General features: G+C 59.7%; 23 protein-coding genes and 1 pseudogene. 3 read left to right on the forward strand and 21 right to left on the reverse strand.

The window, feature by feature from the left end; genetic code table 11:
- Positions 1-410 (forward strand): transposase (locus ASJ79_RS25110; protein ID WP_197420365.1); only part of this gene is annotated, 410 nt, incomplete at its 5' end.
- Positions 411-421: 11 nt separating this feature from the next.
- On the opposite strand, the gene ASJ79_RS31600 is transcribed toward ASJ79_RS25110, so the two are convergent.
- The 3 genes from ASJ79_RS31600 to ASJ79_RS31605 all read right to left on the reverse strand — a co-directional run bounded on the left by ASJ79_RS31600 (position 422) and on the right by ASJ79_RS31605 (position 2,049).
- Positions 422-1,105, reverse strand: a complete 684-nt coding sequence (locus ASJ79_RS31600; RefSeq protein ID WP_082754053.1) for an SDR family NAD(P)-dependent oxidoreductase — start codon at positions 1,103-1,105, stop codon at positions 422-424.
- A 66-nt stretch (positions 1,106-1,171) separates the two neighbouring features.
- Positions 1,172-1,573, reverse strand: a complete 402-nt coding sequence (locus tag ASJ79_RS25115; protein WP_231751024.1) for a MaoC family dehydratase — start codon at positions 1,571-1,573, stop codon at positions 1,172-1,174.
- Positions 1,573-2,049 (reverse strand): MaoC family dehydratase N-terminal domain-containing protein, encoded by a 477-nt coding sequence (locus ASJ79_RS31605; RefSeq protein WP_197420366.1) that lies wholly within the window; start codon positions 2,047-2,049, stop codon positions 1,573-1,575. Before ASJ79_RS31605 ends, ASJ79_RS25115 begins: the two co-directional genes overlap by 1 nt.
- 335 nt (positions 2,050-2,384) lie before the next feature.
- Between ASJ79_RS31605 and ASJ79_RS25120 the strand changes: the two genes are divergently transcribed.
- A complete protein-coding gene (locus ASJ79_RS25120; RefSeq protein ID WP_255374769.1) occupies positions 2,385-2,594 on the forward strand; it encodes a biotin/lipoyl-binding carrier protein in 210 nt (69 codons plus the stop codon).
- Between the two features lie 53 nt (positions 2,595-2,647).
- Here ASJ79_RS25120 and ASJ79_RS31610 read toward each other — a convergent pair whose 3' ends face one another.
- The 15 genes from ASJ79_RS31610 to ASJ79_RS25195 all read right to left on the reverse strand — a co-directional run bounded on the left by ASJ79_RS31610 (position 2,648) and on the right by ASJ79_RS25195 (position 21,818).
- The gene (locus tag ASJ79_RS31610) at positions 2,648-3,577 is read right to left on the reverse strand and encodes a LysR family transcriptional regulator (protein WP_082754048.1); all 930 of its coding nucleotides are present in this window, start codon (positions 3,575-3,577) and stop codon (positions 2,648-2,650) included.
- 85 nt (positions 3,578-3,662) lie between these two features.
- Positions 3,663-4,730, reverse strand: a complete 1,068-nt coding sequence (locus ASJ79_RS25125) for a phosphotransferase family protein (RefSeq protein WP_067961332.1) — start codon at positions 4,728-4,730, stop codon at positions 3,663-3,665.
- Positions 4,731-4,782: 52 nt separating this feature from the next.
- Entirely contained in the window at positions 4,783-6,135 is a 1,353-nt protein-coding gene (locus tag ASJ79_RS25130; RefSeq protein ID WP_067961334.1) for an acetyl/propionyl/methylcrotonyl-CoA carboxylase subunit alpha, read from the reverse strand.
- Positions 6,136-6,218: 83 nt separating this feature from the next.
- Entirely contained in the window at positions 6,219-7,463 is a 1,245-nt protein-coding gene (locus tag ASJ79_RS32810) for a carboxyl transferase domain-containing protein (RefSeq protein ID WP_197420368.1), read from the reverse strand.
- Complete coding sequence (locus ASJ79_RS25145) at positions 7,441-8,385, reverse strand: carboxyl transferase domain-containing protein (protein WP_197420369.1); 945 nt, start codon at positions 8,383-8,385, stop codon at positions 7,441-7,443. Before ASJ79_RS25145 ends, ASJ79_RS32810 begins: the two co-directional genes overlap by 23 nt.
- Positions 8,386-8,675: 290 nt before the next feature.
- Complete coding sequence (locus ASJ79_RS25150) at positions 8,676-10,238, reverse strand: acyl-CoA carboxylase subunit beta (protein WP_067961343.1); 1,563 nt, start codon at positions 10,236-10,238, stop codon at positions 8,676-8,678.
- 26 nt (positions 10,239-10,264) lie between these two features.
- Entirely contained in the window at positions 10,265-11,233 is a 969-nt protein-coding gene (locus tag ASJ79_RS25155) for an LLM class F420-dependent oxidoreductase (RefSeq protein ID WP_067961345.1), read from the reverse strand.
- A 67-nt stretch (positions 11,234-11,300) separates the two neighbouring features.
- Positions 11,301-12,539 (reverse strand): acyl-CoA dehydrogenase family protein, encoded by a 1,239-nt coding sequence (locus ASJ79_RS25160; protein ID WP_067961347.1) that lies wholly within the window; start codon positions 12,537-12,539, stop codon positions 11,301-11,303.
- A gap of 91 nt (positions 12,540-12,630) precedes the next feature.
- On the reverse strand, positions 12,631-13,398 hold the full coding sequence (locus ASJ79_RS25165) for a crotonase/enoyl-CoA hydratase family protein (protein WP_067961349.1): 768 nt from the start codon (positions 13,396-13,398) through the stop codon (positions 12,631-12,633).
- Between the two features lie 41 nt (positions 13,399-13,439).
- Positions 13,440-14,612, reverse strand: coding sequence for an acetyl-CoA C-acyltransferase (locus ASJ79_RS25170; protein ID WP_067961363.1), 1,173 nt, complete (start codon positions 14,610-14,612; stop codon positions 13,440-13,442).
- Between the two features lie 79 nt (positions 14,613-14,691).
- Entirely contained in the window at positions 14,692-15,444 is a 753-nt protein-coding gene (gene fabG, locus ASJ79_RS25175; protein ID WP_067961351.1) for a 3-oxoacyl-ACP reductase FabG, read from the reverse strand.
- 58 nt (positions 15,445-15,502) lie between these two features.
- A complete protein-coding gene (locus ASJ79_RS31615) occupies positions 15,503-16,357 on the reverse strand; it encodes an enoyl-CoA hydratase/isomerase family protein (RefSeq protein ID WP_082754050.1) in 855 nt (284 codons plus the stop codon).
- 277 nt (positions 16,358-16,634) lie between these two features.
- Complete coding sequence (locus tag ASJ79_RS31620; protein ID WP_197420370.1) at positions 16,635-18,416, reverse strand: class I adenylate-forming enzyme family protein; 1,782 nt, start codon at positions 18,414-18,416, stop codon at positions 16,635-16,637.
- On the reverse strand, positions 18,409-20,457 hold the full coding sequence (locus ASJ79_RS25190) for an NAD(P)/FAD-dependent oxidoreductase (protein WP_067961357.1): 2,049 nt from the start codon (positions 20,455-20,457) through the stop codon (positions 18,409-18,411). The genes ASJ79_RS31620 and ASJ79_RS25190 overlap by 8 nt, the downstream gene beginning before the upstream one ends.
- Before the next feature lie 44 nt (positions 20,458-20,501).
- A complete protein-coding gene (locus tag ASJ79_RS25195; RefSeq protein WP_067961359.1) occupies positions 20,502-21,818 on the reverse strand; it encodes an MFS transporter in 1,317 nt (438 codons plus the stop codon).
- A gap of 520 nt (positions 21,819-22,338) precedes the next feature.
- Here ASJ79_RS25195 and ASJ79_RS32815 point away from each other — a divergent pair.
- Positions 22,339-22,467 carry an IS3 family transposase gene (locus tag ASJ79_RS32815; RefSeq protein WP_369803765.1) on the forward strand — a complete coding sequence of 43 codons (129 nt, stop codon included), beginning with the start codon at positions 22,339-22,341 and terminating at the stop codon, positions 22,465-22,467.
- Positions 22,468-22,607: 140 nt separating this feature from the next.
- Here ASJ79_RS32815 and ASJ79_RS25200 read toward each other — a convergent pair whose 3' ends face one another.
- The 3 genes and pseudogenes from ASJ79_RS25200 to ASJ79_RS25210 form a co-directional block, all read right to left on the reverse strand.
- Positions 22,608-23,663: an IS110 family transposase gene (locus tag ASJ79_RS25200; RefSeq protein ID WP_197420371.1), complete on the reverse strand. Its 1,056-nt coding sequence runs from the start codon at positions 23,661-23,663 to the stop codon at positions 22,608-22,610.
- Positions 23,664-23,863: 200 nt separating this feature from the next.
- Positions 23,864-24,619: pseudogene (locus ASJ79_RS25205) on the reverse strand (IS256 family transposase); the annotation flags it as partial.
- Between the two features lie 24 nt (positions 24,620-24,643).
- On the reverse strand, positions 24,644-25,217 hold a 574-nt coding region (locus tag ASJ79_RS25210; RefSeq protein WP_231751027.1), incomplete at its 5' end, for an IS30 family transposase.

Here is a 25,217-nt window from a genome sequence, read left to right on the forward strand (position 1 = left end):
ACAGCGTCTACGACCAGCCCGACGCCCCCGCGGTGGCCGCGCAATTCGAGCGGCTCATCGACTACGTCACCGACAAACTGCCCGCCGTGGCCGAACACCTCAGTGCTGCACGCGAAGACATCCTGGCCTTCACTGCATTTCCCAAGGACGTGTGGACCCAGATCTGGTCCAACAACCCCGCAGAACGGCTCAACAAGGAGATCCGCCGCCGCACCGACGCCGTCGGGATCTTCCCCAACCGCGACGCCATCGTCCGCCTCGTCGGCGCAGTCCTGGCCGAACAAAACGACGAATGGGCCGAAGGCCGCCGCTACCTCGGCCTCGACATCCTCGCCCGATGCCGCCTGACCACCATCACCAACGACAACCCCGAAATAGGAGCCGACGACATGCCCGCACTCACCGCCTAACAACCACCGGATCACGCAGCACTACACCACATCCTGGGACTTGACCCTTCGCTGGGATCGGCAAACCGACCCATCGGGGTTGATGCGGTGAGCGCGTCTCGCTTCTCCGAAGGAATTCCGGCGATCATTCTCGTGTCTGCGTTGGGCGAGATCGCATTAACGGTGCATCCAAACCGGGCAAGTTCCTTCGCCGCGGTCTTGGTGAATCCGATGACGCCGGCTTTGGCAGCTGCATAGTTCGCCTGGCCGATGTTGCCCCGAAGACCCGAATAGGAAGTCACATTGATCACCCGGCCATAGTTTTGCCTCCGAATGTGCGGCACCGCAGCGCGCGTCATGCGGAAAGTGCCCCCAAGGTGCACCGCCAGGACGATGTCCCAGTCGTCATCTGAGAGTTTCCACAACACTTGGTCTCTCAGTAGACCAGCGTTATTCACAATAATGTCCAGGCGTCCCGTATTCGCCACAGCTGTAGCGACAGCCGCGTCAACCGACTCGCTATCACTCACATCAACCTGGATCCATTGCGCACCGATAGATTCTGCCGCATTGGCAACCTCGTCACGATCTCGATCCACGAAATACACTGCGGCGCCTGCATCGTGCAATTGAGCGGCCACTTGCCGGCCAATACCGTGAGCCGCTCCGGTAACGATAGCTGTCCTGCCGCGCAGATCGAATGAGATGTCGTGCAACACTTCTGAACCATCTTCCTGAAGTCGGGCGCACGTCACATATAGGATGTGACGCTTCACCTTGAATCACAAACGGGCCACCACACGACACTTGGTGAGCACGTTGTCGCCATCGACTTTTGCCGTCAGATCAAGAATGACGGATCCGTTAGCGCTAATCTCCGCGACCGTTGCGGCTACCTTGAGTGTCGTTCCATTGCCATCAGCGACCGGCACCGGCTTGGAGAAGCGCACTCCATACTCCACAATCGAGCCAGCGTCACCGAGCCAATCGGTCACTGATCGGATTGCTAATGCCATCGTGTACATGCCATGCGCTATGACGTCTGGGAGGCCGACAGACTTGGAATGCCGCTCATTCCAGTGGAGGGGGTTGAAGTCACCCGAAGCGCCTGCGTACCGGATGAGGTCGCTCCGCGTGATCACGTATGCTCGCTCCGGCAGTCTGTCGCCCGGCTTGACCGCCATCATGAACCTCCGCGAACAATCGTCGTCGAGTACGACACGACTACGCCCATACCGTCAACAGTGCTCACAGCCGAGCGGATCACCGCGATACCGTTCCGCCCTGCCTGGCGCACCGACTCCACCGTGACGACTACTTGCAGGCGGTCGCCGGCATATATTGGTCGCACATACTCAAATCGCTGCTCTCCGTGCACAATTTGAGAAAAATCGCTGATGAAGTCACAATCTTTCGTTACCTGGTGACCCGCGGGCAGCGTCAGGACTGCAGCGAACGTCGGCGGAGCGATGACATCAGGGTATCCGAGCTTCTGTGCCGCTGCCGCATCCCGATACACAGGATTGCCATCATTGATCGCGTCTGCGAACTCCCGAATCTTCTCTCGCGACACTTGGTACTCTGGAGTTGGCGGATAAACTCGGCCCTGATAAATCGGATTCAGCATGGCCACGCCACCGCGTGCCTGATTCTCGCCCATTGGATTCCGCGATTCCTTTACGCCCCATCGGCAATATACTCGTGACGGCCCCTCGTCGAATTGCAAGCCGAGTCGAGAAGCATGTGTAAACAGTTGCTTTCAGCCTAACTGATTTCTCGCGGTGCGGATACAGATCTTGTCTCGACCTCCATAGCGAGTTCCGATGGCACCATGTCCATGCTGAAACTCTCACGTGTCGACTTTGGACGCACGACGCACTACCGTGCGACTCACGGTCTAGACGTGCGCAGTCAAACGTGTTGCGGTTTATCGCTATTACCGACGATTCGATTGGCATAGTCGCAGACATCCGATTCGCCAGGAGGAGCACGACTTTGGAAGTACACGCCGAGATGTTCGCCACGGTTCTCAAAGTTGTTGTAGAGCCGGGCGAAACGGTGGGCCCTGACGATACCCTTGTGATCCTGGAATCGATGAAGATGGAGATCCCAGCCACAGCCGGCATTGGTGGAACTGTGGTGAAGGTAGCGGTGCGCGAAGGTGAGACTGTACAGGTCGGCGATCTTCTGGCCGTGCTGGAGTGACTTGGTCGCCCCACGGCCCAACGGTTGTTCGCCGCAGACCAATCCGTCTCGCGCTAGGGGCGCTTACCCGAGAAACTCATGGCGCGGGCTAGTCCAATCAGCTCGCGCGCATATTGCGACGGTTCGCGACCGAGCCAAACTGCGTTCAGAGTGCGCTGGAGGTCGAGTCGCTCTGCTCGGAGTTCAACCAGCTGACCGGTGGCCAAATCCGCGGCCGCGGCGAGCGAGCTGACAACTGCGACTCCACCACCGCCACGGGCAGTAGCTAGAATGGTCGATGTCGAACCAATCTCATTGCTATGTGGGAAATCTTGCGTTGTACCCGTCGCTTGCTCGACTGCCTTGACAAAGGTTTCACGAGTGCCTGATCCATGTTCCCGTAATAGCAGTGGCATCTCTGCGAGCTCCTCCACCGATATGGACTGGCCTGCCCGCTTTGCTAACGGATGCGAGGAACTAACGAGCAGGCAGAGCCGATCACACCCAAGCGCAACCGCCTGCAGCTCGTCTCGAACGGCTGGTGACTCTGTGAAGCCGACGTCTGCGCTTCCGTTCAGCACCCGATCGCACACTTCGCTGCTGTTGGCGACGGTGGCTGCGATCTCTATATCGGGATGTTCACGCCTCATTGCGAGCATCCACCCCGGCAACATGTATTCGCCGATGGTCATGCTTGCAGCGATGTGAGCGCGGCTCATCTGGTCGCGCCGCAATGACGCAACGCCGTCGGTCAGATCACGAGCTGAGGTGATCACACTTCGGGCCCAGGACGCGACCGCCTCTCCCGCCGGCGTCAGCTTGGTGCCCTTGTTGGACCGAATCAGTACGTTGACGCGGAGCTGTCGCTCCAGTCGCGACAACCGAACGCTCGCACTGGGCTGACTTATGTGATGCTGGGCGGCAGCCTTGGCTACAGTCCCACATTCCGCAACTGATACAAGCAGGTCCAACGCACGCAAGTCAGGTGTCCATCCAGGAAGCATTCGATACCTACCCCATGTTCGAGAACTGATCCAAAACCGCCCTGCCAACGCGCTCACTACTGCTGGCTCTTTGCATGACGTCCGCCTAGTTTCCACGCCGACGCGCGGCGAATGCACCCTCGGCCAGTGCCTTCCACCCCAAGTCGACGAGCGGTGGTACTTGAAATTGGGCGATGTCGAGCGACTCGTCCACCATGGCGCCGGCACCAACCCTCATCATGACGCCCAGTCGGATGATGGCCATCCGGAAGGCAGCGAAGGCGACATACCATCCGATGTCGATCTCCCCGATTCCGGTCTGCGCCTTGTACATTTCGTATACCTCGGCTCGTGTAGGACATCCTGGCTCGGCTGTGAGCATGGGAAATCCGAGGCCCGGGATCGCATCGTCACTCTCGGTCCAACACGCGAGCAGATGGCCGAGATCGATGAACGTGTCTCCGATAGTTGACAATTCCCAATCGAGCACCCCTGCGACCGCCGCTACCCGACCCGGATGCCAGACCAGATTGTCGATTCGGTAGTCACCATGCACCAAACCTGGTCGGGTGGTCTCCGGCATCCGTTCCGCTAGCGCTGTAGCGAGCACTTCGAGCCCGGGAACGTCGTCGGCGCGTGTCGCATTCCACTGTTTCAGCCACCTTCGGAGCTGCCTTTCGAGGAATCCGGCTGGCCGCCCATGGTTGGCCAAACCCACTTTGTCCCAATCGACTTGGTGAATGCTGGCCAAGGTGTTGATCAACGCTGTACCCACTGCGGCGTGTGCAGCGGGCTCATCTCTGTACGTCGGGGGCAACTCGTCGCGGATGACGAATCCTTCTACCCGGGACATGACAATGAACGGGGCACCAAGGATGGCGGGATCACTTTCGTGGCATAGCACCTGTGGGACCGGCACCTCAGTGCCACGTAATGCGAGCATCACTCGGGCCTCACGCGCCATATCGTGCGCGGTCGCCAACACCAAGCTCAGGGGCGGTCGGCGCAGTATCACTTCGCCGGCGGCGCTCGACACCAAGTAGGTGAGATTCGACCGGCCGCCGGCCAGCAGCGTCACGGTGCACGACGCCCATGCTTCGTCGCGCAAGGCATGAGCGAGATACGGGCCGACGACATCCGGCGGTGCTCCCGTGGGCCCTCGATCCTCCTTCATATGCACTCCATTCGATAGAGGACCCCGCAATGGGTCCTGCGAGGCAGATTGGTTACGGCTGGCCGCTGCTCGCGCGCATTCTGCTGACGAGATCGGTGTCGTGACAGCCGCTCAAGAACTCATCATTCGCCAGCAATGTGGAGAAGAACTCCAGGTTGCACCTGAGACCGACCACCTTGAACTGGTCAACGGCGTCTCGCAGCAAGCTGATTGCCTCTGCGCGGGTCGAGCCGTGGGCGCAGAGCTTCGCCAGTAGCGAGTCGTAGTACGGCGTAACGGTGTCGCCCGCAGCGTATCCCGAATCGACACGAATTCTTCGGCCTTCGGGTTCAACCCACTCCGATATCGGTCCGCCGCTGGGCAGAAATGATCGCGGATCCTCTGCACAGACACGAAACTCAATGGCGTGGCCAGCTGGCTTTGGTGGTTCCGCGGGATCGAAACCGGGAGCAGCGCCCGACGCGACCAACAGCTGCTCAGCAACGAGATCGAGACCGGTCACGAGCTCAGTCACCGGATGCTCGACTTGGAGCCGAGTATTCATCTCGAGGAACACGAATTCCGAGGAAGCTGGGTCCAGCAGGAACTCAACGGTCCCCGCATTCTGGTATCGGATTGCACGTGCCGCACGCACCGCAGCATCGGTCATGCTGGAACGCAACTCCGCGCTCAAGTTGGGTGCGGGCGACTCCTCTACGAGCTTTTGATGGCGGCGCTGCACACTACAGTCTCTCTCTCCGAGCGCCACAACCTGTCCGTCTGCCAAGCCGAGTATCTGGACTTCGATGTGTCTCGCCCGCGGGTAGTAACGTTCGAGCAGGATGGCGGGAGACTTGAAGGCGCGCGCGGCGCGACTGGCCGCCATATCGAAGACGGCGCCGAGTTCTTCCGCACTGTGTGCCACGCCCATACCGATGCCACCGCCACCCAGAGTTGCTTTCACTATGACGGGGTAACCGAGATCGTCGGCTGCTTTGATCGCCGACGGAAGATCGAACAATGGGTGTTCCGTCCCAGGAGCGACTGGCACCCCCGCAGACATCGCCAGATTGCGCGCGTTAATCTTGTCACCCATGTGGTCGATGCATTCTGGTGGCGGACCAATCCAGATCAGACCTGCCGCACGCACTTCCTCGGCAAATCGGGCATTCTCGGAGAGAAAGCCGTACCCGGGGTGGATGGCCTGCGCGCCGGCAACCCGCGCGGCTTCGATGACCGCTGCCCCGTTGAGGTAGGCCATTGGTCCCCCTGGGAGCGGCATAGCCAGATCGGCTTCGGCAACGTGCAACGCCTTGGCGTCGACCTCCGAGTACACCGCGACCGCCGTTACTCCGAGTCTACGAAGTGTCCGAATTACCCGCCTTGCGATCTCACCCCGATTGGCGATGAGCACCTTCTTGAACATGATTCAGATACCTAATGCCGCTATGCCGGTGGGAGATGTCAGGAACATGCTCGTTGTATCCATCCGTTTTCGACTTCCCGGATCTAGTGTTTGTCCATGCTGAAAAGCCATCGCCGCACTGCGTCGGAGACCGCCTTTCGCAGTAGATGAGCGGCGACTCGTTCGTCACAGCCGGATCCCTGCGGCCCAATCGACGTGAACACTCCTGTCCCGCCAGATGTTCGAGCGGCACCCATATTCACGACTATTCGGCCACCTCCGGAGCGCGCGATTGTATGAACAAGTTCGGCGCCGGCATCAGTCGCAGGCACAACGACGTCAGACAACACGTGGACGGCGGGAAGCCCGAGGCACTCATAGACGCGGATGGCATGTGCGTACTTGCGGCATTCATTGTCGTCAATCGGTCCGGCCAGGCCCACGATTCCGATTGCCTGACCTTCGACCCGTGCCAGACTCGCACGGACGCCCATGGCAAACATTGGCTTGAGCGGGAACTCGCGGTCGGCATCGATGATTCGGCTAACGGCTTGCGAAACATGAATGTCAGCCCATGCGTAGCTCGCGCGTGGGGCGACTGACGCCGAAACGACAGGCACTGTCGGTAAAGCGGCAGTTTCGAGCAGCATGCGAATCACAGCGGCAGCATGGTCAAGATCCGAGGCTATGTAGTCCACGAATCCGTTCCGGATGAGTTGATCAGAACTGACTACATCGTCACCGAACGTCAGCGTAACGTCGGGGCTTGCCAGCACCACAACATGAGCAGACACCGCTTCTACTGCAGCCATCCCGGCCAAGGGCCGATGCACAACGCTGATATGGGGTACGAGATGCCGAGTGTCGTGTGACCAGGCCAGTTCTCGTTCGCCGCCCGATGATCCCAAGCTCTGAGGCCAGGGTTCTAGGTTGTCGACTTCTGCGGACGGGCTCCCGTACCACGTCAGGAGAGTCTGGCGGTGACGCTCAGCATGGCCTCGCACGCGTCGGCTCTTCGCGAGGCCGATCGGCCCCCGCTTCCAATCATCGACCGCTGCATCGTCAGCGGCGAAGAACACTGGTACTCCGGCAATGGTGCCCCACCCCGCGATCACACCGTCGCCAGACTTCGGTCCGACCCATTGCGAGTCCATCGCAGCCGCCGGATCGTCGGGCCGTTGACTGCGTCGCGCAAGGCGACCGATTTCGAACATGGTGTTGGGATCGAACAGTTGCGTAAGCGTCCTGCGGATGGCGGTATCCATTTCCGATCCAGCGACATCTGCGTCGAACTCGCCGAGCAGATTGGTCCATTCCGCTGTCGTCTCACCCTCGACTGGTTGACGCATAACGCTCCTCGTGCACAGACTCTGCATACAACGACGAAATGGACTCGACTAGGACGCTCCGCGTGTCATCGGGATGGATGACGTCGAGTAGGCCACCGAGGCGGGCGACGTCGATTCCGTTGACCGCGCAACTTTTAACGGAATACATTGGGGTGCAGCCAAATTCGATATCGCTGGGCACCGATCGAATGATTTCAGCTTTCGGCCAGGCGGTCGTATGCGCAGATGAATCGAAGGTTCCCACGACTGCGGCCGCGTGCCCTGCCGCGCGACCCGTGATAAGCACCACCAACTTTGCGTCATCTGATCGCAAAAGCGCAGCCACTTGAGCCAGGTCGTCGACGATTGCCATATCGGGCCTCATCGTGAAGCCGTCGACGTCGACGAGGACCAGGGTCGGCATCCGGGTCTCACGACAGACCCCAAGCAGCCTCACGATCTTCCGCCAGCCTTCACCACCAACCCTGCTGCCCGTAGCCGATCGGACATTCGCGATCACCCCGACTGTGCGGCCGCCCACCTGCCCCAGCCCGGTCAGGATTTCTGGTCCGTACGTCTGCCCGTACTCCAGCAGTGACCCGTCATCGAGAACCTCTAGTACCACGCGACGCACGTCATATGCAGTATCGACGTCAAAAGGCAAGCGCTCGATGACCGATAACGAATTCTGCTCGACCACACGGCTGGGGAGTCGACCCGAGGCAACGTTGAGGAACTTCTCAACCAACCGGACCGCTTCAGACGCTCCGTCGGCGAGTGAGTCGGGTCGAACCGCATTCTCGGTACCGATGACGACGGAGAATTCTGCAGCTCGATGAATTGCCGCTGACAGGCTCGACGTTGGCGCCGGCCCGACTGCGACGCGCAGGATCTCGCCCGAGAGTCCAACAAACTTCGTCAACGCATCGTCATCGAGCAGCATGCTCACCGGCTCCGGTACGTCTCCGGCAATAACGAGGACAGACCGCCGACTGGCTGCCACGCTGCACGCTCGGGCCAGGACATCCCCGCTCGGGTCAGGTTCCACCAACACCGTGTCCAGGCCACCGAGTTGTCCGATATGAATCTCACCGCTCGGTTTCCCGGCCTCCTGGCCAAGGATGGATTCGATTCGCGAATCTAGGTTTGCGCCTCTCATCGGCTGGTTCCTGCCTCCATGGTCCTCCGTTGATGCACGCAGAGTTTGGTCGGGTCGCCGTCTTGTGAGTCTCACTAAGGTGGATCCACGTGCCGACCACAGTCACGGCTCCCGGTGAATGGCCCCCAACGTGTCATTTCGAGCACCCGGCAGAGCACCTTGCGTGTCTCACTCGGTGCTAGCAGCTCGTCTATTCCGAAGGAGTAGGCCGCATGGCGTGCGCGCGATAATTCTCGGTAACCGGCGTAGATTCGTTCCCGCCGTTGGCTGTCGAGCTGCCCACTTTTCTCCTCACGCGCAAGCAGCGTTTGAACCGCCAACTCCGGACCGGCCAGGCTGATCGACGCACTAGGCCACGCGCCAACGAAGTCCTGTTCCTGCAGAAATCGGCCACCACCGAGCAGCTGCATTGAGAATCCATAGGCTTTGCGCACCGTGACTGTGAGCATCGCCGTTGACATCGATGAAATCGTGTTCATCAAGCGCACAACCTCATTCAGCGCACCTTCGGATTCCGATTGTGAGCCGATCAGGAAACCGGGTTGGTCCTGCAGCACGATGACGGGTATGTGGTACGCGTCGCACAGCTGTAGGAACCGCACCGCCTTCCGGGCGCCCTTGGGATCGACTATGCCACCCATATGATTTGGCTGATTCGCCAGAATGCCAACACTGTGACCATCGAGGCGGGCCAGTCCCACGACGATGTTTTTGGCAAATCGCGCTCGTATTTCCAGGAATTCGCCATTGTCGACGATCGCGCCGATGACCCGGTGCATATCGTATGGCTTGCGGTGATTGAGCGGGACGATATCTGTGAGCTCATGCACTGCCCGGCCCGGAGGATCGCCGCGCAGCACTCGTGGGGGCAGTGAGCCGCAGCTGTCGGGCAGGTACGACAACACCGTGCGAATCGTTTGCAGATTCTCCGTCTCGTCTGCTGCGACATAGTCGACAAACCCGGTCTTGGAAGCATGTATGGCAGCGCCCCCGAGCTCATGCACAGTGATGTCTTCGCCTGTCCCCTTAGCCACCATCGGCGGGCCAGCGAGCATCATCGAGGCGGTGCCCAAGGTCATCGTGGAGAAATCTGCGTTCATTGTGCGAAAGGATGCGGCGCCCAACGCAGTACCCATGACTCCGCAGATGACCGGTACCTTCCCCGCACGGTCCCAGAACCCACCAAACGGAGTCATGTCGGCGAAGCGAGCGCCCATTTGCTCTTGCATCCGCAGCGCAGACGATTCAAGGAGAAGCACGCAGGGACGATTACGTTTCCGCGCCCGATTGACGATGTATTCCGCTTTCCGCATCCCGGCCGGCCCACGCGCGCCCGCGGTCACGCTGCCATCGTCGGCGACAACGAACACCTGCCGCCCGTCGACTCGTCCCCACCCACATACCACCGCATCACCGGCGGCCGGCCGGTCCTCCCGACCACTAACCCGAATGATCCCCTCTGCAAGTCCACCGATCTCGTGAAAGGACATTGGGTCCAAGAGCTTTGCGATGCGTTCGCGGGGGGTGAGCTTGCCACGTTCATGGAGCTTCTGGATCGCCGCCGCGCCGCCCATCTTGCGATTGTTCTCGCGCTGTACCTCGACCTCGGCGATCGCTTCTTCCCACGATCTTGCCATCAAATCTCCCCTTGCCGCAGTAGGTCTCAGAATGTCGGCGCCAGGCGTCGAATAGTGTCAACTAGCTGCTTCTGATCGGTCATTCCAGCGATGCCGGTCAGTGCAATAACGGGTGTCGTGACACCCGCCTCGACGTACTCGTTGATCTTGTCCACACACGCCTCCGGACTACCGTGCAAGATAAGTGAGTCGACGACACTCTCGGGGATCGCCGCGGCTGACGCGGCGCGGTCACGCTTGGACCACTCCGAGCGCATCGCCGCCAACTCCTCGCCGTGACCTAACCAATCCTGAAATGCGGCGTAGGCCGGGACATTCAAGTACGTGGAGATCATCGTCCGTGCGACAGAACGTGCATACTCCGCATCCTCGGTCGGGCATACGAAAATCCGCGCGACGACCTCCGTGCTCGGATTCTCGACCGCATCAAGGCACTGTGGCACGTCTGCCGCCGAAAGCCAGTTGAGTATGACGCCGTCCGCCTCCCGTCCAGCCAGCCTCAACATTTTGGCCCGGAGCGCCGCGAGGAATATCGGCGGGGCCGGGTCGGGCGGCTGCTCGAGTTTGAAGCGCTTCATCACCAGAGTTTCGAAGGCTCCGTCGACACGCTCTCCACGTAGCGCCGACTTGACCACTCGGAGTACATCGCGACTCCGTTTGAACGGCTCTTCATAAGGTATGCCGTTCCAACCCTCCACAATGGCCGGGCTGGAAGCCCCCAGACCAAGCACAAACCGACCGGGAGCAGCCGATGCCATGGCAGACGCTGACATGGCGATAAGAGCCGGCCCGCGAGTGTAGACAGGAACGATTGCGGTACCGAGACGTAGCGTCGGCTCCCATGCGGCCGCCAAGGCCAAGGGGGTGAAGGCATCACTGCCCGACGTCTCTGCCGACCACACATCGGTATAACCAAACCCGGGTAGAGCGCGAACAAGGTCGGCATGTGCCGGAAGCGGTACTCCGCGAATCGGCAGAGTGATGCCCCACCTCATGGCGATTCTCCTTTCAGGACTGACGACTCGAAGCGAAGGCGGCTACCGCCGGGCCGCTTGACCCGGTTCACGCAGGGTGCTTCTTCTCGTACTCACGGAGAATCTGCTTCCCGATCGACCGCTTGTGGACCTCGTCCGGTCCGTCCGCGATTTGCAGTATTCGCATCTTGGCCCACGCTTCGGCAAGCGGTGTATCGGCCGAAACACCCGCGGCACCATGCGCTTGGATAGCCCGGTCGATCACGTACAGTGCCGCCCTTGGCGCTGCCACCTTTATTGCGGCGATCTCCGTGCGAGCAGCTTTGACGCCGACGTTGTCGATCATCCAGGCAGCTTTCAAGATCAGCAGTCTCGACTGTTCAATCTGAATCCGGGATTCGGCGATCCATTCCCGAATCACACCCTGACTGGCTAACGGCGATCCGAACGTCTTACGGGTGAGCACTCGTGCACACATGAGTTCGAGCGCCCGCTCGGCCATTCCGACAGTACGCATGCAATGGTGTACACGCCCGGGTCCGAGACGTGCCTGTGCGACGGCGAATCCAGCACCTTCCGGGCCCAGGACGTTCGACAAGGGCACGCGGGCATTCTCGAAGTGGATCTGGCCGTGTCCTCCCTTGTTGAAGTCGTCGTATCCGAACACCGACGTCGACCGCTCCACGGTGACACCGGGGGTGTCAAGCGGGACGATAACCATTGTGTGTCGTGAATGCGCTTCCGCATTAGGGTCACTTACACCCAGCACGATCGCCACCTCGCACTCAGGACGCATTGCGCCGCTGGACCACCACTTACGGCCGTTCACCACGTACTCATCGCCGTCGCGGGTGATCGTGAGCGCAATGTTGGTAGCGTCCGATGACGCAACCGCGGGCTCCGTCATCGAGAAGCATGAACGGATCTCGGCGTCGAGAAGCGGCTGCAGCCAGCGCTTCTGCTGTTCGTCCGTACCGAACAGCGCAAGCAGCTCCATGTTGCCGGTGTCCGGCGGCGCACAGTTCATCGCCTGTGCTCCGAGGAGTTCCACAGTCCCGCCCGTCATTTCGGCGATCGGAGCGTAGTCAAGTGCGGACAGACCGGGGCCGAACCGGTCATCGGGCATGAACAGATTCCACAAGCCACGACGCCGGGCTTCAGCGCGGAGTTCCGGAAGTACGGCGGGCGTCTTGAATGGCTGACCCGCGGCGCGGTTCTCAGCAGCTTGGGCAGAAAGTGTGTCCTCTGCGGGATAAACATACTCGTCAAGAAACGCGCGGGCCTGCTCCTGCAGAGCAAGTGATTGGTCGCTGTGTTTGAAATCCACTTACCGTCTCCAGTGATCTACTAGTTGTCGTGTGTCGTTACGTTGGTACGCGCTTGGGAGATGATCGGCCGGTGCCGGTCGATGCGAACTCTCAACACCCCTTCCACACCGGTGCACGCCGTTCGAGGAAAGCGCGCGGTCCCTCCTTGAAATCTTCCGAGGCCATGATCTGTCGGCGTGCCTCATCACTTAGCTGCCACAAAACACTCTCGGAGGACTGAACGCTTGCCAGCACAACCTGGCGCGATTTAGCGACAGCCAGTGGACCGTTCTCGCTGATTCTCTCCGCCAGGTACATCGCCTGATCGATTGTCTGGCCGGGCGAAACAAGATGGTTGACCATGCCCAGTTCGTAGGCACGCTGCGCCCGCATTGGGTCCCCGGTGAGCACCATCTCCATAGCAACGGCCGGCGGCAGAATCCTCGGCAACCGAATCATCCCGCCGCCACCGGCGACCAGCGCCCGCTTGACCTCCGGCAACCCGAACGACGCTCTTTCACTTGCCACCGTGAGATCGCAGGCCAACACGATTTCGCACCCGCCCGCCAATGCCGGTCCCTCTACCGCCGCGATGATCGGTTTGGTGCGGTCGCGCTGGACTATGCCTGCGAATCCGCCCCGCTCGGTGTGTAACGCATCGCCGTTGCCCGCAGAGACTTCGTTCAGGTCCGCGCCTGCACTGAAAACGGGCCCGTTACCTGCCAGCACCGCTGCGAAAATGTCACTCCGCTGTTCGATGTCATCCAAGTAGGCCTCTACACCCTCTGCGACTTCTTGGTTGACGGCATTTCGCTTCTCTGGCCGGTTCAGGGTAATGATCCCCACGCAACCTGCTACGTCGAAAAGTACTGCACTCATAGATGTTCCGCCTTTCGGAGTCCATCAGGTCTGACCGGTTATCAGGTGAGGCGCTCTACCAGCATCGCGATGCCCATACCGCCCCCACAGCACATCGTTTCTAGACCGATCGCCCTGTCTGTGGACCTCAGGTCGTTGATCAATGTGGTCATGATCCGGGCACCTGTCATACCGAATGGGTGGCCGAGTGCGATGGCGCCGCCGTTCGGGTTCAACTGGTTGAGCACATCGATACCGAGTTCACGACTAACAGCGAGAACCTGTGAGGCGAACGCCTCGTTCAGTTCCACAACGTCGACGTCCGATATCGTCATCCTGTTGTGTTTCAGCACTTTACGTACTGCTTCTATTGGTCCGACGCCCATGATCTCGGGCGCTAGACCGCTGACTGCAGATCCTACGAATCGCACCATCGGCGCGATGCCGAGTTCTTCGGCATACGAGGCGGACATCACCAGTACCGCTGCCGCACCATCGTTGAGGGGGCACGAATTGCCTGCCGTGACGGACCCGTTCTCCACGAATGCCGGCCGCAGTTTGGACAAACCCTCCATCGTGGTGCCACGGCGCGGACTGTCGTCTACGGCAACCACTGAGCCGTCCTCCCGGACAATAGGCACGATCTCGCGATCGAAGAACCCGTTGTCCTGCGCACGGACGGCACGATCCTGACTCAGCTTGGCGAAGGCGTCTTGGTCATCACGAGATACATCGAACTTGTTGGCGACGTTTTCAGCGGTCTGACCCATGGGGATGAACAAGTTCGGCAGATCTGCATCCGTGCCGTCCAGTCGCGGGTTCAACCCATTGGGCCCGAACGGCGGTGGATAGTTCTCCATGTTGGGACGAGAGACCTTTTCCACACCCGCCGCGATGAACGCCTTGCCCTCTCCTGCTCGAACCGCATGGCACGCCATTCGGATCGCCTGCAGGCTCGACCCGCACTTGCGGTCGACAGTTGTTCCGGGAATCGTCTCCGGAAAGCCCGCCAGAATGCTAGCGACCCGGGCGATATTGCCGAATGTCTCGCCGATCTGATGAACGGTCCCGCAGATCACGTCGTCGATCTGCGCCACATCGAATTCTGGAACCTGCTTCAGCAATGCTCTCAAGACCTGTGCGAGCATCTCGTCGCCCCGGACATCGACCAGTGCTCCCTTGTGAGCTCGACCGATAGGGCTCCGCACAGCGCCAACGATCACGGCTTCTTCCATGCGCATCCTCCGTTCCCAGAATTCGATTGCAGTCGTTCATCTCGACGCGATCTCGTCGACGTGCTGTCGCCAATCGCGGTCATACCGTGGGACGTCCCGTGACGTACAGCGTCTGACCGGTGATGAAACTGGCCTCATCACTCGCCAGAAAGGCGATTGCATTGGCGATGTCGTCAGGCTGTCCAATCCGCCGGACCGCTGCCCGTTCCGACGCAGATCGCACCAGATCGTCCCAGGACTGTTCGGTGCGTTCGACCATCGCTCGCGTCATCTCCGTGTCTACGAAGCCTGGCGCTACTGCATTGACGGTGACACCAAAGGGACCCAACTCGATTGCAAGAGTTCTAGTCATACCTTGCACGCCCGCCTTTGCGGCCGAATAGTTCGTCTGCCCACGGTTTCCAAGTGCTGACCCGGAGGACAAGAACACAATGCGGCCGTAGCGCTGCGTCACCATGTGGCGTTGCGCGGCGCGCGCGAAGAAGAAGCCACCAGTGAGGTGGGTTCCGATCACGTCGTTCCAGTCATCGTCGGACATCTTGAAAACGAGCGCGTCGCGAGTGATGCCTGCGTTGTTGATAAGAATGTCGAGGTGGCCGTACTTGTCGACAATGGCATCAACTACCGAGTCGACTTGACGCCGATCCCGCACATCGCATTGCAGGCCGATGGCGTCGGTTTCGAGCGACTCGGCCACCTGTTGGGCACGTGCACCGTCCAAATCGACCACGCCAACGATTGCTCCGGACTTCGACAGTCGACGCGCTGTGGCGGCCCCGATGCCCTGTGCTCCTCCAGTGACAACTGCAACCTTCCCGGCGTGCGGCTTCATCGGTGAACCCTCCTGTCAGACGAGATTGGATACTTCAACCCATGGGACGAGTGGGGTATCAAGTGCCGGTGAACCGCGGCGCCCGCTTCTCGAGAAACGAGGCCACGCCCTCCCGGTGATCACTCGTCTCGTAAAGCGCCAGTTGCCCTATCGCTTCAGTCGCCAACGCGCTCTCAAGTTTCGGAAGGGCCGCCGATTGCATGGCATGCCGAGTCCGGGCCACGGCCAACGGCGCGTGCTTCGCCAATTCACCTGCCAGCGACTGTGCGCGATCAAGCACCTCCGACCGACTGTGCAGTTCGTCGACTAACCCAGTCGCCAAGGCCTCATCAGCTGTCAGAGTTGTTCCCCGAAGCGCCCACTGAAGCGCCAGCCGATGGCCGACGACCCGGGGAAGAAGGTGGGTGATACCCCAATCCGGCATCAGCCCTCGCTTCACGAAGGCAAGGTCGAAAACGGCTTCACGCGAGGCAATCCGAAAGTCGGCCAAGAGCGCCAGGCTGAGGCCCGCGCCAGCGGCGGCCCCATTCACCGCTGCAATCAGTGGCTGACGCAATGCCCGTAGACCCATCACCACGGCTGAGGCAAGTCGCAGGTCACGAGCACGGTTGGCATCGCCCGCGCCCGAGGACCTCTGCATCTTCTTGACATCACCGCCGGCGCAGAAAGCGGGTCCTGCACCTGTGATGACGACGCTACGCACCTCGGGGTTTTGCGCCACACCTGCCACCGCAGCGTGGAGCTGTTCAACCATCTTCGTGGACAACGGATTACGCCGCTCTGGATCGTCGAGTAGGACGGTCGCTACCCGACCGTCAACCGTCACCCGCACCAGCGGCTTCAGGGTTGCGTCACGACCTGGCCGATGAAGGCCTGAAACTTGCTCAGGCATGGTCACTTCGCCGATCCGCATCCGTTGATTCGACGGACGGCCGGCACATTGTAGAGAAGGTCATGTCCATCTCCTCCGTTCGCATTCCTCGGGATTCCGAAATGACTCGGATGCTGTCGTCGAACACATTCGCGCGATCTCTATCCGAGCGTTATTGACTTTGCCAGCCCGCAGTTCTCGTGCCTAGCCCGATCCCGATATGTCGGCATAGACAACTCCTATAGAGAAAGTCAACGCAAGGCATTCGGCCACCCTCTTCGGCTCGGTGCGATTAAACAAGATCTTGGTGCGAATCGGCTCATTGTGTGTCGGGAACGGCGTGCGCCAATTCGCTCAGAAGTTGCTGTCGGAGCACATGTTTCTCCACCTTGTTGGTTGGTGTGACTGGAAATTCGCTGACTACGCGAATATGCTCTGGCCACATGAAGCGCGGAACAGACATCTCGATCCACGTACGCAATTCCTCGGTTGGGTCGGCCGCTTCCTTCTTGAGGATGAGGTACGCGCAGATGTCATCATTTCCCAATTCCCGTCGTATACCGAAAACTGCCGCATGCTCGACCAGTTCGTGCTTTTCAAGAAGGGCCTCGAGATCAGCAGACGAGACATTTTCGCCGTTATGGCGGATTCGTTCACTCGCCCTCGCGACGAAGTAGAATGATCCCGCCGCGTCCCGTTCGACTACATCGCCTGTGTGGTACCACAAATTCCGGAACGCTTTGACGGTAGCTTCGTCTTTGTTGGCGTAGCCCTGGAAGAGGATCGCCGGAACGCGAGGACGAACGACGAGTTCGCCGGGCACCCCGGGACCGACCTCCTCATCGTGCTCGTCCAAAACGGCGGCCTCGACGAGCGGACCCGCCACACCCAGGTATCCAGATCTGACGGTTTGACCTGCAGAAACCCAACCGAATGCGTATTCGCGGCAGACCGCCTCCATCTCGCTGTGCGAGTACCCCTTGTACATCTCGAGCGGGGTCCCCTGGCCCTCGGCGACTTCTTCCACGACCCCGTTGCAGATAACACCGCTTTCGGTCTGGCCGAGTGACGTGTAGATGAAGTCGATGCCGAACCTCTGCGCAAATTGCTGATGATTTACGGGGATAGGCGCCAGCGCAAGTTTGTTCAGCGTGTTCTTGCGATCTTCGGCGCTCGGCGTCTGTTTCATCAACCACGGCGCCATGATGTCTACCAAGTGGGCAAAAGTGGCTCCGCTTTTCTGGATCCGATTCCAAAAATCTCGCGGACTGAATTTGTCCCACAATGCAAGCCGTGAGCCCGCCCACAGGGCTCCGGCCCCGGCGGCCATCGCGCCACCGACGTGATACATCGGAAGATCGTTGTACATCACGTCATCGCGGGTGAGTAGCACTCGGCCACCACGAACACTATGGTGGTTGATCCATCGGTGCGTATGAATGACGCCTTTGGCCGCCCCCGTTGTTCCCGATGTGTATATGATATTAGCTATGTCATACGGCGATATGCCGACATTGATCTCGTCGCTACGCCCGATCGTGGCGAGCGCTTCCCAGGATTCATAATCCGTTCCAGTTCTGCCCTGGCGGGAGCTCGCCCGCCCATCAACCGCTTCGTCTTGAACGATATGTAGGGCGTCGCAGTAAATTGCCGATGCAGCCGTGCACACAGTTTCGGCCAATTGGCGTTCATAAATGATGGCCGCCGGCCGCAGATCATCTAGATGCCGGCCAAGTAGTGCGTCACCATAACGAAAGTTCACCGGGCAAAATACGGCGCCGGCTTTCCATATGCCGATCATGGATAGGAAGGTCATCACGGCACCGGTAGCGAAGACAACTACTCGGTCGCCCTTGCCGATGCCCAGCTCTACCAGGTTGTGCGCGAAGCGATTTGTCAATGTCTCGACATCGTCGAACGTGTACCAGGTAGAGCGGACACCGTCGAGAAGAAAGTCCTCGCGCGGCTGGACCGATGCCCAAAGCCTGAGCGCTTCGGCAACCGTCGCCCCTTTGCTTTCCAGACTTTCCATGGTCTGCCGCGGATTCTGCTGCGGCAGTGCCCTTTTCGGCGCTTCAGATGTCGGGGTCACCTCAATCATTCGGCCCACTTCCGCTCGGGGAGATGGCCATGCTCGCGGATGGCAACTGCGCGACCTCGGGTTGAGACGGATCAGCCGCTGAACGCACTGGTCTGCGATTCGTCGGTACGTCATGGCGGTGGATGACGTCGTAGGCGCTCATATCGGGCCGCCGGGTCTTCTCCCAGAACTGCTGCAACGTCCAGTGATGATTCGACACCACCCGACCAGTTCGGTTCTTGTAGCGGCTGCCCACGCCTTCCGTGGTCCAGACCGTACGACTGAGGCCCTTGTCCACCAGCTCGTTGTACGCAGCGCACACGTCGGTGCGGCATTCCATGGTCAAGATGTTTTGTTCGGACATGATCTTGAGGCATTCCGCGATGTAATGGCTCTGGCATTCACTGATGTACGTCGCCGATCCCCCGAAACCCGCAGCCGAGTTGGGACCTTGGATGGTGAACAAATTTGGGAATCCAGGGACTGCCATTCCGAGATACGCACGGACATCGTCGTCAGCGCCGTATAGTTGCTCCGGCCTCACGCCCGCGCGTCCATGCACTTCGATCGGGTACATATAACGATTGTTCTGGAACCCAGTTGCAAACACGATGACGTCCAGTTCGTGCAATTCTCCCGTCGTAGTCACCAGACCTTCTTTTGTTGCGTAGCTGATTTGGTCGGTCACCAGCTCGACATTGGGTCGCGATAGCGTCTTGTACCAGTCATTGTCGACCACCATGCGTTTCGCAAATGGCGGATAGTCCGGTATCAATTTGTCGGCAAGCTCGGGCCTTGCGCGCACCTGAGTTCTGATGTATTCAGTCAGTTCTGCACGCTTTGCCTCATTGGCCGCACTGACGCCATTTCCCTGCCACGACGGGTCTTTGAGTATCGCGGGGTGCACTCGATCCCCAAACTCCCACTCCAAAACGAAGCGGTACCACTTCAGGTAATACGGCATGTGCCTCATCAACCAGTTCGAGTTTTCGGTGATCGGCGCTGCGAAGCGTGTTTTCCGCTCCTCAATCCACGCCGGTGATCGCTGGAAAACCGTCATGTACGCCGCACTACCAGCAATGCTGCGAGCCACTTGAACGCCGCTGGAGCCATTGCCTATCAGCGCTACCCGCTTACCACGTAGGTCGACGTCAGTGCGCCACCGTGCGGTGTGAAAAGCCGGACCAGAAAATTCGCTCATGTTGCGAATGTCCGGATACTTCGGACGGTTTAGGTTACCTACGGCGGCGATAACGACGTCGGCAACCGCCTCTTCGACCGCCCCGTCACTGCCGTGAAGTTCGGCTTTCCAGGAACTTTCGTTGGCGTCGAAAACTAGACGTCGAACTTCGGTATTGAAGCGAATCCGGTCGCGGATGCCCGATGACGATGCGTGATTGGAAATATATTCCAAGAGCTCCCGACGTTTCACGTCATGTCGAGTCCACTGAGGGTTTGGCCGCTTTGACCAATCGTAAATATTGGGCCGCGTATCGACGCCCGCTTCGGGATAGATGTTGTCGAACCAAACGCCACCGACGTCCGGATTCTTCTCGACAACACTGAAATCGAAGCCGAGTTCCGCCAGGTTCATGGCCATATTGAGGCCGGACATTCCTGCACCGATGATCATGACTCGCGGCTGCCGATCGCGAGCATCGTAGGACAGAGGGCCTCTTCTGGTGCCGAGGCCCAGATCTTCGTGAAGCTTCCGCGCATAAGTCGGGTCGAGGTGGTCACCGGTCGCCAGGTCTCCGATCCCGCGGAGGACCTCGTCCGATAGTCCCGGAAGGCTGGGGGGGCGGATATCTCGAATGGCACGAACGGCGGCGAACGCCGCGTCTACGATCTCCTTGCTGACTTCGCGCTCGATCACCTGCTCAGAGCCGTCCCGTTGAGCCGCTCTGATAGAGCGAGCCAACTCCTGATAGCGCTCACTGATGAACTTTTGGTCGCCCGTCAGTTGGACAACAATCGCCATCAAGATCGGCAGGTCACCCGCTTGTAGTGCACTGCGGATCTGTTCGTCTGACTGGCCCGTGATCCGATCCAGCTCGTTCAATGTTTACCCTTCGAGAATGAATGAAAATTCAGGAATGATTGCGGTTATCGCGTGGGTTTGAGTTGCCTCACCGTTTTGCGGGATCTTGTTTTGCGTTTTTCTCTTGCGATCTCCGCAATAGGCGTCCACGCGGTTTCTTTGACAGTCCAGCATGCGATGAGGGCCGCCACGCATAGCGCCACCTGCACCATGGCCGCGTAAGGCCACCGGGCCGGATCGTCTCGAAGCAGGAACAAGGCAATTGATGGTGCGAAGCCATATACCAAGCCGGCGAGTTGCAAACTGATCGCAACACCGCTGTAGCGCACCTGAACTGGGAACTGTTCTGCGAACAGTGCCATGGTGCTGCCATTTCCGACGCTGTAGCCAATACTGTAGATGAGAATAGCCGTAACGACGATCCACAACGTATTACCGAGGAAGATGGCCCATGCGAACAGGAAGAATGCGGAAGCGCAAATAATGGCACCTCCGGCAAAAATGCGCTTGCGCCCCCACTTATCGGCCATCCAACCACCGAGTGGCAGGGTAATCAGCGAGATCACGCTGACTATTAGGAGTGTCGTCAGCATTGTCGTTCTCGGAATGCCCGCAAACGACGTGGCATATGCTAGTCCGAACACCGTGACCATTTGATGGGTCCCCTGAAACATCGAGAGGGCGGTCACCTGAAGTATCGGAAGCTTGTACTCTTTGAAGAGCGTCAGCAGCGGCGAGCTCTTAGAAGCCGGCGACACCTCTGACTTCTTTCTTTGTTCTTTGAAGACTTCTGGATCTTCTAGTTTGACGCGGATTACCAGAGCGAAGACCACCAAGACGAAGCTCAGGAGGAACGGAATTCGCCATCCCCATGTGAAAAGTATGTCTTCGGGCAGCGCAGCGACCGGAATAAAGATCAGCGTAGCGAGAATAAACCCACAGAGCGCTCCTGTCTCAATCCAACTAGAGTTCACGGCCCTGTTTTTGTTGTCCGATGCCTCGACCACGAGAGTTGCTGCTCCGGCCTTCTCGCCGGCAACGGATAAACCCCTGAGCACCAACGTCAGAGTGAGTAATATTGGAGCCGCCACTCCGATCGAGGCGTAAGACGGGATCAAGCCCATGCAGAAAGTGGCGACCCCCATCAGGATTAGGGTCAATACCAGCACCTGTTTGCGCGACAATCTGTCGCCGTAATGCCCCCACAAAAGGGCCCCGAAGGGCCTGACAACCCATTGAACGCCTATCGTCGCTAGCGATACCAACAACGAAAGATCACCTGCAGATGACCAGAAGACACGGTCGAATACCAGTGCGGCGGCCGCTGCGTAAATGAACATGTCGTAGTACTCGAGCGTGCTTCCGGCCCAGCCCGCCAGCACCGCTCGCCGGCTCTGGCTAGGCGCAGAACTACGCGGTGTGCGGTTGCTGTTTCTTATGTTGAGTGACATGTAGCTCGCTCCGGGTGGATGGTGTCAGCGGCGGGCGGATAAGCCGCCGCTGCGGCCTTGGTTCACGGCTTCGCAGCGGCCTTGGCTCACGGCTTCCTCGATGGAGACATCCCACTCGACGGCATGCATTCCTATTGAGTGGGACGTGGGTCACACTATCCGGTTGCGCAAGCCACGTCTAGCACCCAATGTTTCGGATTTTGAATGGCGCCGTTGGGCAGGCCGGAAGACATCGGGTCCGTGGCGCCGAAGGTTTCCGGCGATCGCGGTGTTGACAGCCGACCTTGGCGTGTGCCGATCACTGGGTGGCTGACTCCATGAGGTGACGGGCGAGCGAAACATGACAACCGGGGTCCACATTCAAGCCGTCGCGATTCAATCATTTTTCGCCACACCCGATCTCACCCCGAGTGATGTACGCAGCAAGCGCTAGCTGTACGCAGCCATCAGATTGTTTACAGTCGGCTGGGTGCATTGGTACAACACCGCTCGCCTGCACTCCGCATTCGGCTATCTCTCACCAGTCGACTACGAGGCCCGCTACCGTGAGACCGTCACCTCAATCGCCGAGGTGGCTTAACCGAGGTCTCCATCCAGACCAGGACGGTTCAAGCTGACGCAGCCGGGCCCAGTCTGATCAGCGGGGACTGTCCGTTCAAGCTGACGCAGCCGGGCCCAGTCTGATCAGCGGGGACTTTCCGACTGTCCCTAGCTCCTCTGTCAAGCGGCGGTCAAAGCTGGCTGGCTTTGGTCGTTGAGCATGGCCCGGTAGACGACATCAGATAACCGCCGTTTGAGGACGCGGAGGGCTTCCATACCGCCGTCGCCTTTAAGTTTGCGACGAGCAAGGAGTTCGCGCGCCGGTGGGTGCATTCGTGCCTGGGTCATCGCAATGCGATGTAGAGCAGCGTTGAGTTGACGATTTCCACTGCGCGACAATCGGTGTCGATGTTTGTTCGATGACCATACCGGTAGCGGCGCGGTACCGTTGAGCCGGGCAAACGCATCTTTGGATCGAAATCGATGCACTTGGGCGGTCTCGCCCACGATCTTGGCCGCGGTAAGTGCACCGCAGCCGACGATCGCCAGTAGCGACGGAGCAACGGTGCTGACCCGCTCGCTGATCTCGGTTTCGAGTTCGTCGATCTCGGTGGTCAGCATCCGTAGGTGTTCAATGAGCCGTAGCGCCAGCCGACGCACCACGGTCTGATCGCCGCAGTCCTGCAAATGGGTCGCTACCGCGTCAAAAGCCCTGGTACGCTCCATTTTGGCCGGTGCGGTCCATCCCGGGTCCAGTTCATGCAAATGCCAGCGCAGCCGGGAAATGATACTGGTCCGTTCGTCAACGAGTTCTTCGCGATGATCCACCAGCAGCCGCAACTCTCGCTCGATTCCGTCGAGGCGGGCAACGGGCAGATCCGGCTCACGCAGCGCCGCTCGGGCCACGGCCAGAGCATCGATGGGATCAGACTTACCGTAGGTGCGCGCCGAGTCGCGGGTATGGGCCATCAGCTTTGGCGGCACTCGGACCACCGATTCCCCGGCAGCGATTAGGTCCCGTTCCAGCCGGCGGGTCATGTGCCGACAGTCTTCGATCGCCCACTGGCGCTTGACACCGACGCCAGACGCCCACTTCACCAGACGCAAGTGATCTTGTGTCGTGGTGCCAACAGTTTTCGCGCATAATTGTCGACCATTTTCGTCGACGATGACCGCAGTGTGGGTCCGCTTGTGCGCATCGATGCCAATGACCATCATGGAATCGTGTCCCTCCATCGTTGAGTGGCACGGACCGGTCGGTCGGCATATCCCAATAGGGGCGACGCCACGCTCCTCTTAAGCCAGATCGGCCGGTCCTCAAGGGTGGACTGGCCGCAATACGGACAAAAGCCACGCAGGCGGAAATAAACGGTCGAGCGAACCAATCCACCCGATCATCCTGACATTGGGATTAACGGTGTAAGCGGCGTCTTCTGTTAGGCAGTTTCGCTTCCCGGCATGCGGTCGGCGAAGGTGATCGCGAAGGCATTCAGTGCTGGTTTCCAGCGCATCGTCCACCGCTTCTGGCCAGTCCCGGTCGGGTCCAGGGACCGGGTGACCAAGTATAGGCATTTCAAGGCGGCCTGCTCGGTCGGAAAATGCCCGCGAGCCCGGATCGCACGGCGATAGCGGGCGTTCAAGGATTCGATGGCGTTGGTCGAACAGATCACCTTCCTTATCTCGGTGTCGTAGTCCAGGAACGGGATGAACTCACTCCAAGCGTTGCGCCACAACCGAATTGCCGCTGGATAGCGCTGTCCCCATTCAGCTTCGAACGCATCCAGCGCCGCCGCGGCGGCCTCGGCGTTGACCGCGGTGTAGATCGGCTTGATGGCCTTGGCGATCGCATCACGATGGTGGCGCCCGGCGTAACGGAATGTCCCGCGAATCAGGTGGATGACACACGTCTGCACGACGGTGTCGGGGAACGCCGCCCCGACTGATTGCGGCAGACCTTTGAGTCCGTCACAAACCAGGAAGAAGATGTCGGCCACGCCCCGGTTCTTGAGTTCGGTCAGCACCGACAGCCAGTACTTGGCCGATTCGCCGTCGCCCTCACCTGCCCACATACCGAGCACATCGCGGTGACCGGCCAGATCCACCCCGATGGCCGCGTAGATCGGCCTGGGACCGACCTGGCCGTCACGGATCTTGACGTGCAGGGCGTCGATGAACACCGCGGCGTACACCCGGCGGATTCCAGTCATCGTTGCGAATCAGTGGAGTGTGTACTGACGTTCCCATCGTCGCAGAAGTTCGGTCGGAGTGCTGTCCTTGAGGCATAGTCGAGGGCGGTCATTGAGTTCATCGGCAATCCGCTGGAGTTGGCCATCGTCCCAAGCGCTGAGGTCCGTTCCCTTCGGCAAGTACTGGCGCACAAGGCCATTAGTGTTCTCGTTGCTTCCGCGCTGCCACGGTGAGTGCGGGTCGGCGAAGTAAATCTTGAGCCCTGTTTCAGCCTCGATACGCTCGTGCTGAAACATCTCGTTGCCCTGATCCCAGGTCAACGTGCGTCGTAGTTTCACCGGCAGCTGATTAAAAGTTTCGATCAGGGCATCCCCGACATGCTGTGCAGAATGTCCATCCGGCAGTCGAATCAGTAGCGTTAGACGCATCTTTCGTTCCACCAGCGTCGCCACCGCCGACCGCTGCTGCGCACCAACGATGTAGGGGTCGGACCGGGGCGCGGTTCCAGGATTGCTCCTGGCCCGTTTCCCCGGCCCGCCCTCCGCACCGGACGTGCAACTCTCATCGCATCCGGCGCTCCACGGACTGCCACCGTTATGCGGG

Origin of the sequence: Mycobacterium sp. NAZ190054, assembly GCF_001545925.1 — a bacterium.
Lineage (GTDB): Bacteria > Actinomycetota > Actinomycetes > Mycobacteriales > Mycobacteriaceae > Mycobacterium.

Excerpts from the sequence above, each read along its gene's own strand:
- ASJ79_RS25115 (WP_231751024.1), bottom strand. The coding sequence starts at position 1,573 with ATGGCGGTCAAGCCGGGCGACAGACTGCCGGAGCGAGCATACGTGATC.
- ASJ79_RS31605 (WP_197420366.1), bottom strand. The coding sequence starts at position 2,049 with ATGGGCGAGAATCAGGCACGCGGTGGCGTGGCCATGCTGAATCCGATT.
- ASJ79_RS31610 (WP_082754048.1), bottom strand. The coding sequence starts at position 3,577 with ATGCTTCCTGGATGGACACCTGACTTGCGTGCGTTGGACCTGCTTGTA.
- ASJ79_RS25125 (WP_067961332.1), bottom strand. The coding sequence starts at position 4,730 with ATGAAGGAGGATCGAGGGCCCACGGGAGCACCGCCGGATGTCGTCGGC.
- ASJ79_RS25130 (WP_067961334.1), bottom strand. The coding sequence starts at position 6,135 with ATGTTCAAGAAGGTGCTCATCGCCAATCGGGGTGAGATCGCAAGGCGG.
- ASJ79_RS32810 (WP_197420368.1), bottom strand. The coding sequence starts at position 7,463 with ATGCGTCAACCAGTCGAGGGTGAGACGACAGCGGAATGGACCAATCTG.
- ASJ79_RS25145 (WP_197420369.1), bottom strand. The coding sequence starts at position 8,385 with ATGCTGCTCGATGACGATGCGTTGACGAAGTTTGTTGGACTCTCGGGC.
- ASJ79_RS25150 (WP_067961343.1), bottom strand. The coding sequence starts at position 10,238 with ATGGCAAGATCGTGGGAAGAAGCGATCGCCGAGGTCGAGGTACAGCGC.
- ASJ79_RS25155 (WP_067961345.1), bottom strand. The coding sequence starts at position 11,233 with ATGAGGTGGGGCATCACTCTGCCGATTCGCGGAGTACCGCTTCCGGCA.
- ASJ79_RS25165 (WP_067961349.1), bottom strand. The coding sequence starts at position 13,398 with ATGAGTGCAGTACTTTTCGACGTAGCAGGTTGCGTGGGGATCATTACC.
- ASJ79_RS25170 (WP_067961363.1), bottom strand. The coding sequence starts at position 14,612 with ATGGAAGAAGCCGTGATCGTTGGCGCTGTGCGGAGCCCTATCGGTCGA.
- fabG (WP_067961351.1), bottom strand. The coding sequence starts at position 15,444 with ATGAAGCCGCACGCCGGGAAGGTTGCAGTTGTCACTGGAGGAGCACAG.
- ASJ79_RS31615 (WP_082754050.1), bottom strand. The coding sequence starts at position 16,357 with ATGCGGATCGGCGAAGTGACCATGCCTGAGCAAGTTTCAGGCCTTCAT.
- ASJ79_RS31620 (WP_197420370.1), bottom strand. The coding sequence starts at position 18,416 with ATGATTGAGGTGACCCCGACATCTGAAGCGCCGAAAAGGGCACTGCCG.
- ASJ79_RS25200 (WP_197420371.1), bottom strand. The coding sequence starts at position 23,663 with ATGGAGGGACACGATTCCATGATGGTCATTGGCATCGATGCGCACAAG.